We start from the raw sequence: 19,969 nt of genomic DNA on the forward strand, positions 1-19,969 counted from the left end.
GAGTTCCTCAATCCAGAACGTAGACCAGGGGAAACAGCACGACCCAGATCAGGTCGACCATATGCCAATACAACACCCCGGACTCGAATCCACTGCACCTGCCCGGACTATACACACCGCGCCAGCAGCCCTTGGCCAACCAGGCCAGAATCAGCATGCCGAGTAGCACATGCAGGAAGTGAAAGCCGGTGAGCAGCCAGTACAGGGTAAAGAACGTGTTGTGCTCAAGGTCCAGCCCCAGGCTGAGTAGATGCTGGTATTCACCTAGCTTCAGGCCCAGGTAGCCGCAGGCGACCAACAATGCCAGCAGCAGAAGCCCGCCCGCCTGTCGCGGTCGTGCCTGCCGCACCCGCTCTTGCGCCAGTGCAGCCAGAAACCCGGCACTGAGAAGACTCAAGGTCATCGCCAGGCCCGTAGAGGTGTCGAGCAACTGTCGGCTGTCAGCGAACAGTTGTGGCTTGAGCGCCTGAGTGGTCGCGAACGCCAGAATCAGCAAAGCGAACACCGACAGCTCGGCGAGGATGAAAAACCACATCGCCAGATCCCCCGGCAAGCGCCGGGGAGCAACCACTACGTTAGCCGAAGTGGACATCGACCACGTCCATCAACGCCGCGACCGTCACCGGATCATCACTCAGAGGCTCGGCCAGGCAGGCCAGACAGGCTTCACGCGGATTCATCCCGGCGCCGATCATGCGCGCGGTAAAAATCAGCAGGCGGGTCGAGGCAACCTCCTCCAGATCATGGTTCTCCAGGCGCCGCAGCGCCTGTCCCAGGCGCACTACCTGGTTGGCCAATGCAGCATCCACCCCGGCTTCATGGCGCACGATATGCGCTTCATCGGCGGCTGCCGGATAGTCGAAACGCATCGCCACGAAGCGTTGGCGGGTACTGGGTTTCATGCCCTTGAGCAGGTTCTGGTAACCAGGGTTGTAAGACACCACTAACATGAACGACGGGGGTGCCTGCAACACTTCACCGGTACGCTCCAGAAACAGCTCGCGGCGGTCATCAGCCAGCGGATGCAGAACCACGACGGTGTCCTGACGCGCTTCGACCACCTCGTCGAGGTAGCAGATGCCACCTTCGCGCACCGCGCGGGTCAATGGTCCATCCTGCCACCAGGTGCCCTGCGCGCCGATCAGGTGGCGGCCGACCAGGTCAGCTGCACTCAAGTCATCGTGACAGGCAACAGTGTGTAGCGGCAGGTTCAGGCGCTGCGCCATATGCTGGACGAAGCGGGTCTTGCCGCAGCCGGTCGGGCCTTTGATCAGCACGGGCAGGCCGTGGCGCCAGGCCTGCTCGAAGAGCGCCTGTTCGTTGTGCTGTGGTTGATAGAAGGGTTTGCTTCGAGTTTCGGAAACAACGGTGAGGGTCATGCGACACCTGGCTTGGCAGCGGATTCAAGCACCACGCTAAAGGTGCAAGCGACTCACTGACAAGCACTGCGCCGGGCAAACTTGATCGCCGTCAAGCACCCTCAGACCGTGCGTGAAAACTGGCCTTTACGGCCTCCACCGAGATAGGCGTCAAAGGCCATGGCGGTGTTGCGCATCATCAGTTGTCCCTGGGGCAGCAGCTGCAGGGTATCCTGGTCAATTGCCAGCAAATGGTCATCGACCTGTTCGGCCAGTTGCTGCAGCGCCTCGGCAAAATAGTCACTGAAACGAACACCGTGCACGGCTTCGAACCTGGCAAAGTCGATGCGTCCGTGACACATCAACTCGTTGATCACTTCACGGCGCAACACGTCATCGGCGTTCAGGCGATAGCCACGCTGGACCGGCAGCATGCCCTGGTCAAGCCGCGCATAGTACTGCGAGAGCAGCTTGACGCTCTGGCTGTAACTGTCGCCCACCTTGCCGATCGACGACACGCCCAGACCGATGAGGTCACAGTCAGCATGAGTTGAGTAACCCTGAAAATTACGCTGCAACGTGCCATTGGCGCGGGCCAGGCTCAGCTCATCATCCGGCAAGGCAAAATGGTCCATGCCGATGTACACATAGCCGGCTTCGGTGAGACGGCGGATGGTCAACTCCAGCAATTCCAGCTTGCGCTCTGGCGGCGGCATGTCCTGCGGACGAATCATGCGCTGCGCACGGACCTGCTGCGGAAGATGCGCGTAACTGTAGGCGGCGATCCGATCCGGACGCAGGGCAATGATCTTGCTCAGGGTAACGTCGAAGCTGTGAACCGTTTGCAGAGGCAAGCCGTAGATAAGGTCGACACTGACCGACTTGAACTGCGCCTGGCGTGCGGCCGCGACCAATTCGTAGATCTGCTGCTCGCTTTGCTGGCGATTGACCGCAGCCTGCACATCGGCGTCGAAATCCTGCACGCCAAAACTCAAACGGTTGAAGCCCAGGCCGCGCAGCACCTGAATCTGCTCAGTGCTGATGGTGCGCGGGTCGACCTCGATGGAAAACTCGTGGCTATCGCTGTCGTCCATGTTGAAGGCCTGACGCAAGCATTCCATCAGTTCGGCCAATTGCTCACCGGTCAGGTAAGTCGGCGTACCACCGCCCAGATGCAGTTGGGTCAGCCTGCGGGTGCGGTCGAACAATTGCCCCTGCATGGCTATTTCACGCTTGAGGTAATCAAGATATTCGGTGGCACGATGAGTCTTACGGGTGATGATCTTGTTGCAGGCGCAGTAGTAACAGAGGCTCTGGCAAAACGGGATGTGAATATAGGCCGACAGTGGCTTGGCGATTGCCGCCTGATTGCTGGCCGTCACCGCCTGCAGGTAGTCATCGACGGCGAATGCCTCATGGAACTGCGGCGCCGTCGGGTAGGAGGTGTAGCGCGGCCCTGGCCGGTCGTATTTCTTCACCAGGGTACGATTGAACTCAAATGCTGGCGTCATGGTCGATCCAGTCGTGTTGGGACGAAGGCGCCGAGTTGTTCACGTCCTGTTCGAACAGTTGGCAGATAGCATCCACTTCCAGACGCCCGGCAGGCAATATGCTGATGTACTGCTCGCCCAACTCCACCAGCCCGGTGCGGGCCATGGCCTCAAGTTGCCGCCAGGCATTGGCGAAGTAGCGCTGAAAATCAATACCGTAGCGGGTTTCGATGGCCAGGATATCTAATTCTAGATCACAGCTCAGACGCTCCGTAACCCTTTGTCGGACCTGGTCGCTGTCCTCGCAGCGCCAACCCCGAACCGTTGCCAATTGTCCCTGCTGCAACTGCGTCATATAGTGCTCGAATACCTCGGTATTTTGCCCATACAAGGTATCGAACTGGCTTATCGCGCCCAGGCCGAAACCGACATGATCGCAGTAGCCATGGCGCGTGAAACCCTGGCAATTGCGGCGCAAATGTCCACGCTCCTGCGCGATGGCAAGATCGTCATCAGGCCGCACAAACTGTCCCAGGCCAATATGCTGGTAGCCCGCTGCGAGCAGTTGCTCAAAGCAGATACGCCGCATCAGTGCCTTGTCTTGCTCGCTACTGGCTTGGAGCTTGATGCTCTGTGCGTAGCGCTTCGGTGGTTGCGCGTAGTCGAATACCCGCAGGCGATCGGGCTCCAACTCAATCAGGCTGGACAGCTTCAGGGCGAATGTCTGCGGGGTTTGCCAGGCATGGCCGTAGCCCAGGTCGACACTCACCGAGCGATAGTCAAACGTACGCGCGGCATCGATCAGCGAATGAATCGGCGCAGGATTCTGGTAACGCGCCACCGACTGCTCACCACCGCTGCCTATATCCGGCACGCCGATGCTTACATGGTTGAAGCCTTGATCACGCAGCAGCCCCATGGTTGCCCAGTTGGTGTGCTGCAGTTCGATATCGACGCTGTAGTCGCCGCTCTCATGGGTGAGAAAATTGAAGCGTCTGTGCAATTGCGCCATCAGTTGTTGCAACTGCGCTGGCTCTGCAGGAATGCCGCTTAAATGAAACTGCTCGATCCGTTGTTGCGGGCTCAGGTGACAACCGACCAGATCGATCTCCCGCGCCAGGCACTGAAGATAATTTTCCGTGACTTGACCGGCCTGCCTGAAATCGGCCGGTATCTGCACGTTCAACGATAAGGGGCGCTGATGCTGACGACTGCTGCGCAAACCGCGCAATACGTCCAGCGAACCGACACCACCATGAAACTTGCGGATATCGACGTAGTAATTGGGGTCGAGCACGCCTTGATCGTGTCTAACGATCTGCTCGTTGCGGGAGTGAAGGACATCGAGCATAACAAAGGCTCCGAGACGGGCTACGGAGTTTCAGTGTCTGCCTATACCGCCTTGGAGGCCTTGATTTGTATCAAGCGCAGAGGATTTACCAGGTCAGGTAGAACATGCCTTTGGCCAACACAACGATCACAATCATATGGGCGAACACACTGTTGTGAATGAACTTCACCCAGCGCGCATTCATACGATCGGTCTTGAACAACACCATGGCCCCGAGAAAATGCACCAGCACACTGGCGGCGACGACAATCTTGGCCAACAGCAACGTCCCGAACGACGAGCTCAGCGGTGTAACGAGTACCGGCAGATAACGCAACCAGACCATACCGATACCCGCACCGAACAACACCAGCAACACCCAGGGCATCAACTGCCGGGCGCGTTTTCCGACAGCCTGCTCGAGCAGCAACATCAACTTGGCAGGCAACTGCTTGCGGATACTCTCCAGAAACAGCACCTCGAAAAACACCGTACCGATAAAAATCAGGGCCGCGAACAAATGCAGCGTCAACAACACTGGATAAATCATCAGACCCTCGGCTCGCGTCCCATCAATGGCTCCGAGCCTACATCCCGGAGTGCTGAATGCGGTTGATAGCGATCAAGAAAGGCCTTCGCGGGATGCTCCCGAAGCACGGGGCAAGCCCGCTCCCACCGGAGGGCCCAACTAACGCGGACGCAGAATCAACACCCCCAACGGCGGCAAATTCAAACGCAACGACAAAGGCTGCCCATGGCTGGGCAACGCTTCACTCACCACCTCACCAAGATTGCCAAAATTGGAACCTGCATAACTCTGCGCATCACTGTTGAGCACCTCAGTCCAGCGCTCGCCAAACGGCACCCCAATGCGATACCCCTCCCGCGGCACTGGCGTAAAGTTAGCCACAACCAGCAACGGCTCGCCACTCGCACTCCATCGCAACCAGGCATAGACACTGTTGTGCGCATCATCACCGATCAACCACTGAAAGCCCTGCGCCTGGCAGTCCTGCTCATGCAGGGCGCGCTCTTCGCGATACAAACGGTTCAAGTCACCCACCAGACGCTGCACACCCAGATGCTCCGGATACTTGAGCAAGTACCAGTCCAATTCACTGTCATGGTTCCACTCACGCCACTGACCGAATTCGCAGCCCATGAACAGCAACTTCTTGCCGGGATGAGCCCACATGAACGTCAAGTAAGCACGCAAGTTAGCGAATTTCTGCCAGCGATCACCCGGCATCTTGTCGATCAAGGAATGCTTGCCATGCACCACTTCATCGTGGGAAATCGGCAGGATGAAATGCTCCGAGTACGCATAGAGCAGACCGAAACTCATCTCGTGATGGTGGTGAGTGCGGTGGATAGGATCATTCTGGATGTAGTGCAGCGTGTCGTGCATCCAGCCCATATTCCACTTATAGGCGAACCCCAGACCACCCTGTTGAGTGGGCTGGCTGACGCCAGGCCAGGCCGTGGATTCCTCGGCAATGACCAGCGCCCCAGGCGCTTCAATGGCGACTACATCGGTGAGGTGACGCAAAAAATCGATGGCTTCGAGGTTTTCCCGACCACCATGACGGTTGGGCACCCACTCGCCGGCTTTGCGCGAATAATCGCGATACAGCATCGAGGCGACGGCATCGACGCGTAGCCCATCGATGTGAAAATGCTTTATCCAGTGCAACGCCGACGCCAGCATGAAGCCATGCACTTCGGTACGGCCAAGGTTGTAAATCAGCGTGTCCCAGTCCTGATGAAAGCCTTCTAGCGGGTTTTCATATTCATACAGTGCGGTACCGTCAAAACGTGCCAGGCCATGACTGTCGGTGGGGAAATGTGCCGGGACCCAATCCAGAATCACGCCGATGTAGGCCTGGTGGCAGGCATCGATGAAGGCGGCGAAATCTTCTGCCGAGCCGTAGCGCGCGGTGGGCGCGAACAGTGACAGGGGTTGGTAGCCCCATGATCCACCGAAGGGGTGCTCCATGATCGGCATCAGCTCGATATGAGTAAAGCCCAACTGCTGTACATACGGAACCAGGCGCTCGGCCAGCTCACGCCAGTTGTAGAAGCGCGCAACGTCGCCGCTGTCATCACACTCGCACTGCCAGGAGCCGGCATGTAATTCATAGATCGACAGCGGTGCGGTGATAGTCTGACGCTCACCACGCGCCTGCATCCAGCGCTCATCCTGCCAGTCGTGCGCCAGTGGCCCCGCTACCTTGGAGGCGGTGCTGGGCGGCAGCTCGGTGGCCCGGGCCAGAGGGTCCGCCTTGAGCGGCAAAATGCCGTCACGCCCCAGCACTTCGTACTTGTAAGCCTCACCCGCCTCAAGGCGCGGGACAAACAGTTCCCAAACCCCGGAGGCGTGACGCAAACGCATGGGGTGGCGACGCCCATCCCAGTTGTTGAAGTCGCCAACCACCGACACCCGGCGGGCATTCGGTGCCCACACCGAGAAGCGCACACCATCGACACCTTCAACCTGCATCGGCTGCGCGCCCATGCTGGAGGAAAGGTCGCGGTGGTTGCCCTCGCCGAACAGGTAGAGATCCATGTCACCGAGCAATGGCCCAAAGCTGTAAGGGTCCTCGGTGATTTGCTCCCCACCTGCCCATTGGACTTTCAGCACATAGGCGTGCTGCTCATTGAGGTGCACGAGAAACAGCCCAGGTACCGATTGTTGCATCTCGGCCAGCAGGCGCTGACCATCACGCGCCAGCACTTGAACACTCAAGGCATTGGGCAAATAGGCGCGGACAAACTGGCCGCCTGCACCATCGGGGTGCGGGCCAAGCACAGCGAACGGGTCAGTGTGCTCGGCCCTGACCAGGGCATCGATATCACGCTGACTCAGCCCGCCTTCCTCGCGCTTAAGGTGTTTCATTCAACTCTCTCCCCAGGTACTTGTCAGGCCATGTAGACCATGCAAAGGCACGGCCAACCAACTCGGGCGGTTCTCGGCTTCATACAGGATTTCGTAGGCAGCCTTCTCCAGGCTGAACAGTTCCAGTGCCGCACGCTCGCCGTCGGCATGTTCCCAGGCATGGGGCATGGCCGCAGTGGCCAACCCATAGGCCTCGACAAAAGCATGTCGGGCCTGGTGCAGATAACGCCTGGCGACTCGCTGACGGGCCTGGCGGGCGCTGTCCGAGAGGTCGACACTAGAGGCACTGCGCAGCACCATGGCAGCAGCATAGTCGAAGGATCGCAACACGCCGCTGACATCCTTGTAAGGGCTGTGTCGGGCCCGGCGTTCGTCCAGCGGCCGGGCAGGCTCGCCCTCGAAATCAATCAGGTAGGCATCGCCCTGCACCACCAGCACCTGGCCCAAATGCAGGTCGCCGTGCACACGCATCAACAGCCCTCCCTGGGCCTGCGCACTCAAGGTGGTGACCGTGTTCAACAGTTCCTGACGTTGCTGCTGCAGATCAGCGACCAGGGCCTGACTCTCACTGTCCAAATCATCACAGTGGGCTTGCAGCACATCCAGCGCCCGAGTCAATTGTGCACCGATGTGCTTGCCCCAGGCCTGGCAATCGCGCGCCGTGGCAGGCCGCGGCCGAAACGCCGAGTCTTTGCTCGGCGCCGCCAGCAACAGGTGCATTTCACCCAGGCGTTGGCCAAGCATGGCGGCGAAGTCGGCCAGATCCTGCAGGGCATCGGCATGCCCCTCAAGCGCAGCGTCGCCAGGCTCCAGCTCGTCGCGAATGGCCCGTTCCAGGTTGTTCTGGGTCCACTCCCAGGCATCGCCCTGATTGCTCAAATAACCTTGGGCAATCATCAGCAAGTGGTCCTGGCCGTTACCGTCCACACGACTGACCCAGCCGAGCAAGGGCGAGATATTGGTAAAGCCGGCGGCGGTCAGGTAGGCGCTCATCTCCAGTTCCGGGTGCACCCCGGGATTAACGCGTCGAATCAACTTGAGCACCAGGCTGCCGCCGACGACCACCGAACTGTTGGATTGCTCGGCCGATAGGTAGCGCACTTGCGCATCATCTGCCAACTGCAAGGCGCTCATCTGCTCGGTGGCGTGAAAGCGTACTTCGCCGTCTTCACAGGGCAAGCGAGCGTCTTGCTGACAGGCACCGAGCACCGCATGAACAAAACTCTCCAACACGAAGGCATCGGTGATCAGCCCGACCTGGCGCCCACGGCGAACCCGCGACAGCGCCAGCTGCTGTGGCGCAGCGCTGTTGATTTGCTCTTCGCCAATGAAGCCGAAAGGCAATTGGTAACGACTGCTGTTGCCGCCACTGCTGACCTCGATCTCGGTGAGCAGCACGGGCGTCGTGGGGGTACCAAAGCGCACGCCGTAAGCAATCTGCACTTGATCGATGGGCGCCTCTTTACCGGCAAACCAACGCCGCTTGGGCAGATATTGCGGGAGGATACTGTCCTGCAAAGTACTGCGCGCAGGCGCCTCGAGCAGCTCTTCCATGCGTTTTTTCAGCACCAGCGTGGTGAACTCCGGCAGGCTCTGGGCCGGCTCCATGTGCCAACTGGGCATTTGGTCCTTCGGCGCCAGAAGAAACCAGTAGAAGCCGTAGGGCGCCAGGGTCAGCAAAAACGGCAGTTGGCCGATGGGCGGGAACGCGCTGCCGCCAAGCATTTCCACCGGCACGCTGTCGGCGTACTGGGACAATTCCAGCTCAGCGGCCTGGGCTGCGCGCGATACGTTCGCCACGCAGAGGATGACCTCACGCTTGCCATCGGTACCGGTGTACTCACGGATGTAGGCCAGGATTCGTCGATTGCTCGGCGAGAGCATGGTCAGCGTACCGCGACCAAAGGCTTTCTGCTGCTTGCGCACCGCCAGCAAGCGTCGGTTCCAGTTCAACAATGAATGCGGATCATGGCACTGAGCCTCGACGTTGACCGAGGCGAAGCCGTATAGCGGGTCCATGATCGGCGGAAGCACCAGGCGCGCAGGGTCGGCACCGGAGAAACCACCGTTACGATCGATGGACCACTGCATGGGGGTGCGCACGCCATCGCGGTCGCCCAGGTAGATGTTGTCACCCATGCCGATTTCATCACCGTAATACAGGGTCGGGGTCCCTGGCATCGACAGCAACAGGCTACTGAGCAACTCGACCCGGCGTCGGTCACGCTGCAACAGCGGCGCCAGGCGCCGCCGAATGCCCAGGTTGATCCTGGCCCTGCGGTCTTCGGCATAGTAGTTCCACAGATAATCCCGCTCCCGATCAGTGACCATCTCCAGGGTCAGTTCATCGTGGTTGCGCAAAAAAATCGCCCACTGGCAATTGGCGGGAATTTCAGGGGTCTGGCGCAAGATATCGGTGATCGGAAAGCGATCCTCCTGAGCCACGGCCATGTACATGCGCGGCATCAATGGGAAGTGGAAGGCCATGTGGCATTCGTCGCCCTGTCCTTCACCAAAATACAATTGAGTGTCTTCCGGCCATTGGTTGGCTTCGGCGAGCAACATCCGATCGGGATAGTTGGCATCGATTTCGGCGCGGATCTTTTTCAGTACCTGATGGGTTTCAGGCAGGTTCTCATTGTTGGTGCCATCGCGCTCGATCAGGTACGGAATGGCATCCAGGCGCAAGCCATCGACGCCCAGATCGAGCCAGTAGCGCATCACGTCGATAACGGCCTTGAGCACCTGTGGATTGTCGAAGTTGAGATCCGGCTGGTGTGAATAGAAGCGGTGCCAGAAGTATTGGCCGGCAACCGGGTCCCAGGTCCAGTTGGACTTCTCGGTGTCCAGAAAGATGATCCGCGTGCCGTCGTACTTCTGGTCGCTGTCGGACCACACGTAGAAATCCCTCGCCTTGCTGCCCGGCTTGGCGCGACGGGCTTTCTGAAACCAGGGGTGCTGGTCGGAGGTATGGTTGATGACAAGCTCGGTGATCACCCGCAAGCCACGCTTGTGCGCCTCGGCGATAAAGCGCTTCACATCCGCCAGGGTGCCGTAGTCGCTGTGCACGGCTTTGTAGGCAGCGATGTCATAGCCGTCATCACGTCGTGGCGAGGGGTAAAACGGCAGCAACCACAAGGTGTTGACGCCAAGCTCGGCAATGTAGTCGAGTTTGGCGATCAGACCTGGAAAGTCACCGATGCCGTCGTTGTTCGAGTCGAAGAACGATTTGACATGAACTTGATAGATAATCGCGTCTTTGTACCACAGGGGATCGTCGATAAAGGCTGCCGGGCGAGTACGCTTGGCCATGTTCGACTCCTTTCTATTGGGCTTTTTCTATACGCCAGATACCAAACGGCAGGTGCCAGGGCTCGATGCGCATCCATTGGGTCTTGCCGTGCCAGGTCCAGCGGTGGCCAGTCATCAGGTCTTCACCGCGCGTGTCGGCGTTATCGTCCAGGCCCAACTCCCAGAGCGGCAGTTCGAAGTTCGCCTCCTGGGCGTTATGCGGGTCAAGGCTGATGGCAATCAGAATGAAGTTGTCGCGCTCGGCAGTGCGCTTGCCGAAATACAGGATGTTGTCGTTCCAGGCATGGTAGAAGGCAACGCCAAGGTGGGTCTGCAACGCAGGATTCTGCCGTCGGATGCGATTGAGTTGGGCTATCTCGGCAATGATGTTGCCAGGCTGGCTGAAGTCACGTGGGCGGATCTCATACTTCTCCGAGTCCATGTACTCCTCCTTGCCCGGTATCGGCGTCGACTCACAGAGCTCGAAGCCCGAATACATGCCCCATAGCCCCGACCCCATGGTGGCCAGTGCAGCGCGAATCAGAAAGCCTGCGCGCCCGGACTCGTGGAGGAAAAACGGGTTGATGTCCGGGGTGTTGACGAAAAAGTTCGGCCGGTAGCAATAGCGCCAAGGCGGCTGGTTGAGTTCCTCGAAATATTCGCGCAACTCCTGCTTGGTGTTGCGCCAGGTGAAATAGGTATAGCTCTGCGAATACCCGACCTTGCCCAGGCGCGCCATCATCGCAGGCTTAGTAAAGGCTTCGGCGAGGAAAATCACCTCCGGATACTGACTGCGTATATTGGCGATCAACCAGTGCCAGAAAGGCAGCGGCTTGGTATGCGGGTTGTCGACCCGAAACATCTTCACGCCTTCCTTCACCCAGCCCAATACCACATCGCGCAACGCCAACCACAGAGAAGGCACGGCCTCTGCGGCATAAAAGTCGACATTGACGATGTCCTGGTATTTTTTCGGCGGGTTCTCTGCGTAGCGGATACTGCCGTCCGGGCGCCACGAGAACCAACCGGGGTGTTCCTTGAGCCAGGGATGGTCTTGCGAGCACTGAATGGCAAAGTCCAGGGCTATTTCCAGCCCATGCTCCTGAGCTGCAGCGACCAGGCGACGGAAATCCTCTCGGCTGCCCAACTGCGGATGAATCGCCTCGTGCCCGCCCTCCTCGCTGCCAATTGCGTAAGGGCTGCCAGGATCATCCGGTGCAGCCTGCAAGGCATTGTTGCGACCCTTGCGATGGCGCTTGCCAATGGGGTGAATGGGCGGAAAGTAGAGGACGTCAAAGCCCATATCGCGGATCATCGGCAAGCGTTCATGGACATCATTGAAGGTGCCATGGCGTTCTGGGCTATCGGTCACCGAGCGTGGAAACAATTCATACCAACTGGCGAACAACGCTTGTTGGCGCTCCACGTCCAACGGGTATTCCGGGCTGCGGCTCAAGAAGGTTCGATGATCGGCCTCACGCATCAGCAAGGCCGTGTCGGCATGCAGCAGCCGCTCAACCTGTTCTTCTGGCGTCTGGGTCGGCAGCGCCAGGCGCAACCCCAGCAACTGCTCTCGAAGCAGGCCCTGACTGCGTTGAATATTATGGTCGAGCAGCAGCAACGCTTCCTGCAACTCAAGCAGGACAGGCACGCCTGCGTTAAACTTTTTTTCCAGGTCATGGCAAAACGTGGCAAACGGGTCGATCCACGCCTCGATGCTGAACAGGTGCCCGCCCTGCTCGGTGACCGGTAGCCAAGCCTGCCACAGATCATTGCCGAGAAACGTCATGGGCACGCAATGCCAGCGCCGACTGTGGGCCTGACGCCAATTGAGCATCACTGCCAAGCTATCATGGCCATCGGCATAAACCTTACTGCTGACCTCGACCCTTTCACCGACCACTGCCTTGACCGCAAACAGGCCGCCGTCCAGAACCGGCAGCGTATTCTCGATCACGATCCGCGGTTCCAACAGCGCCTGGGACAGGCTGATCGCCTGGTCTGGATGATCGTTTGCCGTGGTTGTGCGGTCGGTTTCGAAGGGCTCATCGCGGGTCATCGATCCTAGCTCCATTACGAAGTGGCAGTAAGAGTTCAGAGCGGGCGGGCGGCGCGGGGTTCAAAAAATAATGAGCGAATGGCGGTGCGTGCAGTCGAAAATCATTGAGTCCATTCATCCAGATCCCACCAGCGAGGTCAGGCCATGAACATCCCCATCCCGGCAGAAACCCCGGATCCAAACATAGACGACCCCACCCTGCCACCGCCGGTGCCGAAAGAAGATCCCGACGAACTGCCGATCAAGCCGACCGTACCTCCCACCGTCGGCGACCCACCCAGTGACGAACCGCCGGTCAAAGCTTGAGAATAGCCAAGCCGACAAATTAATCCCTGGTGCACCTTTACGTTTGCGTAAAAGGGACTGGACAATCATCAATACGAGGTTTACGTTAACGTAAAGGTGAAACAGAAATCGAGCCTTTGGCGCTGCGCCGCTCCGACGAGGATGACGGCAAGCGCATGGGCTACGGTGTAACCCAATTTCAAGAACAACAAGGTGCCCTCCATGCATTACCCATCCCTGAACTTCGCCCTGGGCGAAACCATCGACATGCTTCGCGACCAGGTACAGTCCTTCGTTGCTGCCGAGCTGGCACCTCGTGCCGCCCAAATTGACCAGGACAACCTGTTCCCCGCCGATATGTGGCGCAAGTTCGGCGACATGGGTTTGCTGGGCATCACCGTCAGTGAAGAGTACGGCGGTGCCGGCCTGGGTTATCTGGCCCACGTGGTTGCCATGGAAGAAATCAGTCGCGGTTCGGCCTCGGTCGCCCTCTCTTACGGCGCCCACTCCAACCTGTGCGTCAACCAGATCAACCGCAACGGCAGTGCCGCGCAAAAAGCCAAATATCTGCCCAAGCTGATCAGCGGCGAGCACATCGGCGCCCTGGCCATGAGCGAACCCAACGCCGGCTCCGATGTGGTCTCGATGAAGCTGCGCGCCGAACAGCGCGGTGATCACTATGTCCTCAACGGCAGCAAGACCTGGATCACCAACGGACCTGACGCCAACACTTATGTGATCTACGCCAAGACCGATCTGGACAAAGGCCCCCACGGCATTACCGCGTTTATCGTTGAACGTGACTGGAAAGGCTTCAGCCGCAGCAACAAGTTCGACAAGCTGGGTATGCGCGGTTCGAACACCTGCGAGCTGTTTTTCGACAACGTCGAAGTACCCGCCGAAAACATCCTCGGCGCGCTCAATGGCGGTGTGAAGGTGCTGATGAGCGGCCTGGATTATGAGCGCGTGGTTCTTTCCGGCGGCCCCACCGGGATCATGCAGGCGTGCATGGACCTAGTGGTTCCGTATATCCACGACCGCAAGCAGTTTGGCCAGAGCATCGGTGAGTTCCAACTGATCCAGGGCAAGATGGCCGACATGTACACCCAGCTCAATGCCAGCCGTGCCTACCTGTACGCCGTGGCCCAGGCCTGCGACCGCGCCGAGACCACCCGCAAGGATGCTGCCGGCGTAATCCTCTACACCGCCGAGCGGGCGACACAGATGGCCCTGGAAGCGATCCAGATTCTCGGCGGCAATGGCTACATCAACGAGTTCCCGGCCGGACGTCTGCTGCGCGATGCCAAGTTGTACGAGATCGGTGCCGGCACCAGTGAAATCCGTCGGATGCTGATCGGGCGCGAACTGTTCAACGAAACCCGCTGAGCATAAGGATAACGTCCATGGCTACCCTCCATACCCAGATCAATCCGCGCTCGGCGGAGTTCGCCGACAACAGCACGGCCATGCTCGAGCAGGTCAATGCGCTACGGAGCTTGCTGGCGCAAGTTCAGCAAGGCGGCGGCCTCAAGGCCCAGGAGCGCCACACCTCGCGGGGCAAACTGCTGCCACGCGAACGCATCGACCGCCTGCTTGACGCCGGCTCGCCGTTCCTGGAAATCGGCCAACTGGCGGCCCACGAAGTGTATGGCGAAGACGTTCCGGCTGCAGGTGTCATTGCCGGTATCGGTCGGGTCGAAGGTGTCGAGTGCATGATTGTGGCCAACGACGCCACGGTCAAAGGCGGCTCGTACTACCCGCTGACAGTCAAGAAACACCTGCGCGCGCAGGCCATCGCCCTGCAGAACCGCTTGCCATGCCTGTACCTGGTGGACTCCGGCGGCGCCAACCTGCCCCGCCAGGACGAAGTGTTTCCCGACCGTGAACACTTCGGGCGGATCTTCTTCAACCAAGCCAACATGAGCGCCTTGGGTATTCCTCAGATCGCCGTGGTCATGGGCTCCTGTACAGCGGGTGGCGCCTATGTACCGGCCATGGCTGACGAAGCGATCATGGTTCGCCAGCAAGCGACCATTTTCCTTGCCGGTCCACCGCTGGTCAAAGCCGCCACTGGCGAAGTGGTCAGCGCCGAAGACCTCGGTGGCGCCGATGTGCACTGCAAGACCAGTGGCGTCGCCGACCACTATGCCGACAATGATGACCATGCCCTGGCCATCGCCCGGCGCTGCATCGCCAACCTCAACTGGCACAAGCTCGGCAACCTTGCGCAACAGACGCCGATTGCACCCCTGTATGAAGCGCAGGAGCTGTACGGCGTCGTTCCAGCCGACGCCAAGCAACCGTTCGATGTGCGTGAAGTGATCGCCCGCCTGGTGGATGGCTCGGTGTTCGACGAGTTCAAGGCACTGTTCGGCACGACCCTGGTGTGTGGCTTCGCCCACCTGCACGGCTACCCGATTGCGATCCTGGCCAACAACGGCATCCTGTTCGCAGAAGCGGCGCAAAAAGGCGCGCACTTTATCGAGCTTGCTTGCCAACGGGGAATCCCGCTGCTGTTCCTGCAGAACATTACCGGCTTCATGGTCGGGCAGAAGTACGAGGCCGGTGGTATCGCCAAACACGGCGCCAAGCTGGTGACAGCAGTGGCCTGCGCGCAAGTACCGAAGTTCACCGTAATCATCGGTGGCAGTTTCGGAGCGGGCAATTACGGCATGTGTGGCCGCGCCTACGACCCGCGTTTTCTATGGATGTGGCCCAATGCACGCATCGGCGTGATGGGTGCCGAGCAGGCTGCTGGCGTGCTGGCTCAGGTCAAGCGTGAGCAGAGCGAGCGCAGTGGGCATCCGTTCAGTGCCGAGGACGAAGCGCGCCTCAAGCAACCGATCCTCGACCAATACGAACATCAGGGTCACCCGTACTACTCCAGCGCCCGCTTGTGGGATGACGGCGTCATTGACCCGGCGCAAACCCGCGACATCCTTGGCCTGGCGCTGTCCGCAGCACTGAACGCCCCGATCGAGCAAAGCCGTTTCGGCATTTTCCGGATGTGACCATGAGCGACTTCACTACCCTTGAATTGATCAAGGACCCCCGTGGTTTCGCCACCTTGTGGCTGAGCCGGGAAGACAAGAACAATGCGTTCAATGCGCAGATGATCCGCGAGCTGATCCTGGCCATTGACGACATCGCCGGCGATGCCGAGTTGCGCTTTGTACTGTTGCGCGGTCGTGGTCGACACTTCAGCGCCGGTGCCGACCTGGCCTGGATGCAGCAGTCGGCAGCGCTGGACTACAACACCAATCTTGATGATGCCCGCGAGCTGGCAGAGTTGATGTACAACCTGGCCAAGCTCAAGGTTCCGACCCTGGCGGTGGTGCAGGGCGCAGCCTTTGGTGGCGCGCTGGGCCTGATCAGCTGCTGCGACATGGCCATCGGCGCTAGCGATGCACAGCTGTGTCTGTCTGAAGTACGCATCGGCCTGGCGCCGGCGGTAATCAGCCCGTTCGTGGTTCAGGCCATGGGCGAGCGTGCTGCGCGGCGCTATGCGCTGACCGCCGAACGCTTCAGTGGTGAGCGTGCGCGCGAACTGGGCCTGCTCGCCGAGGCCTACCCTGCCGCTGAACTGGAACAGGCCGTTGCCCAGTGGATCGACAATCTGTTGCTCAATAGCCCGCAAGCCATGCGCGCCAGCAAAGAACTGCTGCGCGAAGTCGGTCACGGCGAGCTGACCCCGGCACTGCGCCGCTATTGCGAGAATGCCATCGCCCGCATCCGCGTCAGCCCCGAGGGCCAGGAAGGTTTGCGCGCCTTTCTGGAAAAACGCAGCCCGGCCTGGCAGGCCGAATCGTCGAACAAGGAGCCGCGCCCATGACCCGCACAGCCTTGACCACATTGTTGGTCGCCAATCGCGGCGAAATCGCCTGCCGCGTCATGCGCACTGCCAAGGCGCTGGGCCTGACCACCGTCGCGGTCCACAGTGCCATCGACCGTGATGCCCGCCACAGTCGCGAAGCCGATATTCGCGTCGACCTGGGGGGAGCCAAAGCCGCCGACAGTTACCTGGACATCGACAAACTGCTGGCAGCGGCAAAAGCCAGCGGTGCCCAGGCGATTCACCCAGGCTACGGTTTTCTTTCGGAAAACGCAGGTTTTGCCCGCGCCATCGAACAGGCCGGGCTGATCTTCCTCGGCCCACCGGCCAGTGCCATCGACGCCATGGGTAGCAAATCGGCAGCCAAGGCGCTGATGGAGAAAGCCGGCGTGCCACTGGTGCCTGGCTACCACGGCGAAGCCCAGGACCTGGAAACCTTCCGCGCCGCGGCTGAAAAGATCGGTTACCCGGTTCTGCTCAAGGCAACCGCTGGCGGCGGCGGCAAGGGCATGAAAGTCGTCGAGAGCGAAAGCCAATTAGCCGAGGCCCTGGCGTCGGCCCAGCGCGAGGCGCAGTCCTCGTTCGGCGATGCGCGCATGCTGGTGGAAAAATATGTACTCAAGCCGCGCCACGTGGAAATACAGGTGTTTGCCGACCAGCACGGCAATTGCCTGTATCTCAACGAGCGCGACTGCTCGATCCAGCGCCGCCACCAGAAAGTTGTCGAGGAAGCCCCGGCCCCTGGCTTGAGCAGCGCCCAGCGCCAGGCCATGGGCGAGGCTGCGGTCAAGGCCGCACAAGCCATCGGCTATGTCGGGGCAGGCACCGTGGAGTTTCTCCTCGACGCACGCGGCGAGTTCTTTTTCATGGAGATGAACACGCGCCTGCAAGTAGAACACCCGGTCACCGAGGCCATTACCGGCCTTGATCTGGTGGCCTGGCAGATCCGTGTCGCTTGCGGCGAAGCGTTGCCGATCACGCAGGAGCAAGTTCCGCTCAACGGCCACGCCATTGAAGTACGGCTATACGCCGAAGACCCGGCCAATGACTTTTTGCCGGCCACGGGCAACCTTGTGCTGTATCGCGAATCCGTACCGGGAGAAGGCCGTCGGGTCGACAGTGGGGTCAGCGAAGGCGACAGCGTCTCGCCGTTCTATGATCCGATGCTGGGCAAGCTGATCGCCTGGGGTCAGACCCGCGAACAGGCGCGCCTGCGCTTGCTGGCTATGCTCGACGAATTTGCCATTGGCGGTTTGAAAACCAACATTGCCTTTTTGCGGCGCATTCTCGCTCACCCTGCGTTTGCCGATGCCGAACTCGATACCGGGTTCATCCCCCGCTATCAGGAGCAACTGCTCCCGGCGCCACAACCTCTACCTGCCCAGTTCTGGCAAGCGGCGGCTGAAGCGTATATCCAGAGTCAGCCTGTCGCGCCGCGCCTGGACGACCGTTTTTCACCGTGGGCTGCCAATAGCGGTTTTCGTGCCGGCATGCCCGCACAAATCAACCTGCACCTGAACTGCAACGGTCAGACCGAGGCACTGAGCCTGTCCCACGCGGCCCCGTCAACCCTCAAGCTTGCAGGCGAGTACTTGCAGGTAGAAGATAACGGCCTGCGCCTGCGGCACCTGGCGGTGCGTCGTGATGACACGCTGTACCTGCAATGGGATGGCGAGCTGCACGCCGTTACCCGCTACGACCCGATTGCCGAAGCCGACGCCAGTCACAGCCATCAAGGAGGCCTGAGTGCGCCCATGAATGGCAGCATCGTACGGGTCTTGGTCGAAGTCGGTCAGGTAGTCGAAGCGGGTGCTCAACTGGTGGTACTTGAAGCGATGAAAATGGAGCACAGCATTCGAGCGTCCCAGGCCGGGATCGTCAAAGCGCTGTTTTGCCAGGAAGGCGATATGGTCAGTGAGGGAGCGGTATTGGTGGAGTTGGAAGAAGGCTGACAGCCTGCGACTTAATCGCCAGACAAGCCCGCTCCTAGCAACTTGCAGGAGCGGGCCCGCCCGGCGATAAAGCCAAGCCCATCAAAATTTTGCCAACGCCTGCACCACAACGCCAAGCACCTGTGTCTGCTCGGTGAACAAGGCCTTTGGATAGGTCGGGTTGAGTGGCTTCAGGTAGCGCTGGCCACCCTCCTCGATCAACTGACGAAATACCGCGACGGGGCTGTCGGGCGAACGCGCGATCAGCAATTTGCCGGTGTCGGCCGCCACATCGGTATCCACCAGAATCAACATGCCTTGCGGTACGCTCAGGCCCACCGGCGCAGTCATGGCGTCGCTTTCGACTTTCAGCCAGTACCCTCGGCCCTGCGCCGCATAATCACTCGCCTGAAGCTCGCAGCCCGGCGCACTCTCAACCTCGTCCAGGCTGTTCCAGTTCAAGATCGGATAACGAAAATAAAATTCGTGGCGCTTACCATCAGCACCGGTTATCGCTGCGGGAAATGCTGATGCGCCATAGGTACCGTTGATTTCGCGCAACTCATGGGCATCCACAATCCGCAGCGGCGCAAAACCGACCTCGACCAGAATCTGGTTCAACACCCTGAGTTTGGGGTGGCGCTCACCGCGCAACCAGTGACCCACAGCCCCTTGTGTGACGCCGATGCGCTCAGCGAGTTTTTCCTGCGTGAGCTTTATCTCACGCATTCTGGCCTTGACCAGATCAGTCCAATTATCCATCGCTGGCACGATACGGACTGCCCTTCAGCTCTCAATACACAAATTGTAGTATTTAAAGATTAGAAGCAAATACAAATCGTATTATTATCAAGTGCGACGTTAATTAGCTCACTCACAAGGTAGCCAGCCGAATGAAACAGACCGCTTCTGACAAGGATATCGTTCTGGATAACGAATCGTTGAGTAACAGTGACGCTGCACGGCGCGCCTTGGATTTCTACCTGAACCCAACCCCGCCCGCCCATTCAGCACATACATCCTGGCTGGTGCCGCGCGAGGGCATGAACGAAACCCAGGCAAACGAACATGTCGCGCAATTGCTACGCTGGGCAGCCGCCACTGCGAACGAGTCGGCAAATGGCTTGCAGGGCACACAACGGGATATGACGCTGGCGGTGGTGCACATGATCAACACAGCCAGGACCGTGCTTGAGCACCTGAGAAATGCATCTCAACATTGTTGATCGAACGAGGAAACAACGTGGAGAGTCGCTTCAATGACGATGCTGGCGTCGTTCATTGAATGAGGGAGCAGGTTCGGTAAAATTTTTTTACCGGATTACAGAAAATTCATTTGACTTGCAAATGATAACGATTATTATTGCTCACAACTGGTCGCGAGACTGGTTGGATAAACTGAAAGCCCTTAGGTCGGACTCTCAGATTATCTCCTCATCAGGCTAATCACGGTTTTTGACCCGGCTTTTTGCCGGGTCTTTTTTTTTGGCTCTTCAG

15 protein-coding genes are annotated in these 19,969 nt (G+C 59.4%); 6 read left to right on the forward strand and 9 right to left on the reverse strand.

The annotated features are described in order from the left end of the window. Positions 1-7 precede the first annotated feature (7 nt). The 8 genes from D3Z90_RS15055 to D3Z90_RS15090 form a co-directional block, all read right to left on the reverse strand. On the reverse strand, positions 8-592 hold the full coding sequence (locus D3Z90_RS15055; protein WP_136476820.1) for a cytochrome c oxidase subunit 3 family protein: 585 nt from the start codon (positions 590-592) through the stop codon (positions 8-10). Further along, positions 576-1,379: a CbbQ/NirQ/NorQ/GpvN family protein gene (locus D3Z90_RS15060; protein WP_136476821.1), complete on the reverse strand. Its 804-nt coding sequence runs from the start codon at positions 1,377-1,379 to the stop codon at positions 576-578. The genes D3Z90_RS15055 and D3Z90_RS15060 overlap by 17 nt, the downstream gene beginning before the upstream one ends. A 101-nt stretch (positions 1,380-1,480) precedes the next feature. Next, positions 1,481-2,869, reverse strand: a complete 1,389-nt coding sequence (gene hemN / locus D3Z90_RS15065; protein WP_136476822.1) for an oxygen-independent coproporphyrinogen III oxidase — start codon at positions 2,867-2,869, stop codon at positions 1,481-1,483. Next, a complete protein-coding gene (locus D3Z90_RS15070) occupies positions 2,853-4,199 on the reverse strand; it encodes a coproporphyrinogen III oxidase (protein ID WP_136476823.1) in 1,347 nt (448 codons plus the stop codon). The genes hemN and D3Z90_RS15070 overlap by 17 nt, the downstream gene beginning before the upstream one ends. Before the next feature lie 85 nt (positions 4,200-4,284). Beyond that, the gene (locus D3Z90_RS15075; RefSeq protein WP_136476824.1) at positions 4,285-4,728 is read right to left on the reverse strand and encodes a CopD family copper resistance protein; all 444 of its coding nucleotides are present in this window, start codon (positions 4,726-4,728) and stop codon (positions 4,285-4,287) included. A gap of 138 nt (positions 4,729-4,866) precedes the next feature. Continuing rightward, a complete protein-coding gene (gene glgB, locus D3Z90_RS15080) occupies positions 4,867-7,074 on the reverse strand; it encodes a 1,4-alpha-glucan branching protein GlgB (protein ID WP_136476825.1) in 2,208 nt (735 codons plus the stop codon). Then, a complete protein-coding gene (treS, locus tag D3Z90_RS15085; protein WP_136476826.1) occupies positions 7,075-10,386 on the reverse strand; it encodes a maltose alpha-D-glucosyltransferase in 3,312 nt (1,103 codons plus the stop codon). 13 nt (positions 10,387-10,399) lie between these two features. After that, positions 10,400-12,424, reverse strand: coding sequence for an alpha-1,4-glucan--maltose-1-phosphate maltosyltransferase (locus D3Z90_RS15090; RefSeq protein ID WP_136476827.1), 2,025 nt, complete (start codon positions 12,422-12,424; stop codon positions 10,400-10,402). A 144-nt stretch (positions 12,425-12,568) separates the two neighbouring features. Between D3Z90_RS15090 and D3Z90_RS26820 the strand changes: the two genes are divergently transcribed. From D3Z90_RS26820 to D3Z90_RS15110, 5 genes are all read left to right on the forward strand, one after another. After that, positions 12,569-12,730 carry a hypothetical protein gene (locus tag D3Z90_RS26820; RefSeq protein WP_168198472.1) on the forward strand — a complete coding sequence of 54 codons (162 nt, stop codon included), beginning with the start codon at positions 12,569-12,571 and terminating at the stop codon, positions 12,728-12,730. 201 nt (positions 12,731-12,931) lie between these two features. Further along, positions 12,932-14,095, forward strand: a complete 1,164-nt coding sequence (locus tag D3Z90_RS15095) for an isovaleryl-CoA dehydrogenase (protein WP_136476828.1) — start codon at positions 12,932-12,934, stop codon at positions 14,093-14,095. Positions 14,096-14,112: 17 nt separating this feature from the next. Beyond that, entirely contained in the window at positions 14,113-15,720 is a 1,608-nt protein-coding gene (locus D3Z90_RS15100; protein WP_136476829.1) for a carboxyl transferase domain-containing protein, read from the forward strand. Positions 15,721-15,722: 2 nt separating this feature from the next. Continuing rightward, positions 15,723-16,541: a gamma-carboxygeranoyl-CoA hydratase gene (locus D3Z90_RS15105; protein WP_136476830.1), complete on the forward strand. Its 819-nt coding sequence runs from the start codon at positions 15,723-15,725 to the stop codon at positions 16,539-16,541. Further along, positions 16,538-18,493: an acetyl/propionyl/methylcrotonyl-CoA carboxylase subunit alpha gene (locus D3Z90_RS15110; protein WP_136476831.1), complete on the forward strand. Its 1,956-nt coding sequence runs from the start codon at positions 16,538-16,540 to the stop codon at positions 18,491-18,493. Before D3Z90_RS15105 ends, D3Z90_RS15110 begins: the two co-directional genes overlap by 4 nt. Positions 18,494-18,574: 81 nt before the next feature. Here the strand turns inward: D3Z90_RS15110 and D3Z90_RS15115 are convergent, their stop codons facing one another. After that, positions 18,575-19,234 (reverse strand): LexA family transcriptional regulator, encoded by a 660-nt coding sequence (locus D3Z90_RS15115; protein WP_136476832.1) that lies wholly within the window; start codon positions 19,232-19,234, stop codon positions 18,575-18,577. A gap of 131 nt (positions 19,235-19,365) precedes the next feature. Between D3Z90_RS15115 and D3Z90_RS15120 the strand changes: the two genes are divergently transcribed. Then, entirely contained in the window at positions 19,366-19,698 is a 333-nt protein-coding gene (locus D3Z90_RS15120) for a DUF6124 family protein (RefSeq protein WP_136476833.1), read from the forward strand. The last annotated feature ends 271 nt before the right edge of the window (positions 19,699-19,969 follow it).

This window comes from Pseudomonas sp. DG56-2 (assembly GCF_004803755.1).
Taxonomy (GTDB): Bacteria; Pseudomonadota; Gammaproteobacteria; order Pseudomonadales; family Pseudomonadaceae; genus Aquipseudomonas; species Aquipseudomonas auratipiscis.

Bases quoted from the DNA above. Each gene is read 5' to 3' on its own strand.
- D3Z90_RS15055 (WP_136476820.1), bottom strand. From the start codon at position 592: ATGTCCACTTCGGCTAACGTAGTGGTTGCTCCCCGGCGCTTGCCGGGG.
- D3Z90_RS15060 (WP_136476821.1), bottom strand. From the start codon at position 1,379: ATGACCCTCACCGTTGTTTCCGAAACTCGAAGCAAACCCTTCTATCAA.
- hemN (WP_136476822.1), bottom strand. From the start codon at position 2,869: ATGACGCCAGCATTTGAGTTCAATCGTACCCTGGTGAAGAAATACGAC.
- D3Z90_RS15070 (WP_136476823.1), bottom strand. From the start codon at position 4,199: ATGCTCGATGTCCTTCACTCCCGCAACGAGCAGATCGTTAGACACGAT.
- D3Z90_RS15075 (WP_136476824.1), bottom strand. From the start codon at position 4,728: ATGATTTATCCAGTGTTGTTGACGCTGCATTTGTTCGCGGCCCTGATT.
- glgB (WP_136476825.1), bottom strand. From the start codon at position 7,074: ATGAAACACCTTAAGCGCGAGGAAGGCGGGCTGAGTCAGCGTGATATC.
- treS (WP_136476826.1), bottom strand. From the start codon at position 10,386: ATGGCCAAGCGTACTCGCCCGGCAGCCTTTATCGACGATCCCCTGTGG.
- D3Z90_RS15090 (WP_136476827.1), bottom strand. From the start codon at position 12,424: ATGACCCGCGATGAGCCCTTCGAAACCGACCGCACAACCACGGCAAAC.
- D3Z90_RS26820 (WP_168198472.1), top strand. From the start codon at position 12,569: ATGAACATCCCCATCCCGGCAGAAACCCCGGATCCAAACATAGACGAC.
- D3Z90_RS15095 (WP_136476828.1), top strand. From the start codon at position 12,932: ATGCATTACCCATCCCTGAACTTCGCCCTGGGCGAAACCATCGACATG.
- D3Z90_RS15100 (WP_136476829.1), top strand. From the start codon at position 14,113: ATGGCTACCCTCCATACCCAGATCAATCCGCGCTCGGCGGAGTTCGCC.
- D3Z90_RS15105 (WP_136476830.1), top strand. From the start codon at position 15,723: ATGAGCGACTTCACTACCCTTGAATTGATCAAGGACCCCCGTGGTTTC.
- D3Z90_RS15110 (WP_136476831.1), top strand. From the start codon at position 16,538: ATGACCCGCACAGCCTTGACCACATTGTTGGTCGCCAATCGCGGCGAA.
- D3Z90_RS15115 (WP_136476832.1), bottom strand. From the start codon at position 19,234: ATGGATAATTGGACTGATCTGGTCAAGGCCAGAATGCGTGAGATAAAG.
- D3Z90_RS15120 (WP_136476833.1), top strand. From the start codon at position 19,366: ATGAAACAGACCGCTTCTGACAAGGATATCGTTCTGGATAACGAATCG.